The organism is Micromonospora sp. DT53 (genome assembly GCF_049841535.1).
Classification (GTDB): domain Bacteria; phylum Actinomycetota; class Actinomycetes; order Mycobacteriales; family Micromonosporaceae; genus Micromonospora.
The window spans coordinates 1-245 of sequence record NZ_JBNCKM010000035.1; the positions used below are offsets into that span (position 1 = coordinate 1).

Genomic DNA, 245 nt, shown 5'->3' on the forward strand with positions numbered 1-245 from the left:
ACGACCGCGTACTCGGCGGCTCCGCCGTGCTCATGCAGCGGGAACATGGCGATGATCGGGTCGCCGACCTGCAGTCCGCTGACTCCGTCGCCGAGCTCGGCAACGGTGCCCGCGACGTCGAGGCCGGGGGTGATCGGCAGCGGGGTGGGGATCATCTCAGCGAGGACGCCCAGCCGGATGTGGTCGTCGACGGGGTTGAACGAGGTGGCCACCACCTTCACCAGCACTTGGCCGGCACCGGGGAC

1 protein-coding gene is annotated in these 245 nt (G+C 70.2%); it reads right to left on the reverse strand.

What is annotated here, in order from left to right; all coding sequences use genetic code 11:
* A partial coding sequence (locus ACLQ3B_RS33680) for an alcohol dehydrogenase catalytic domain-containing protein (protein WP_425784691.1) occupies window positions 1-227 on the reverse strand: 227 nt, incomplete at its 3' end.
* Window positions 228-245: the final 18 nt, after the last annotated feature.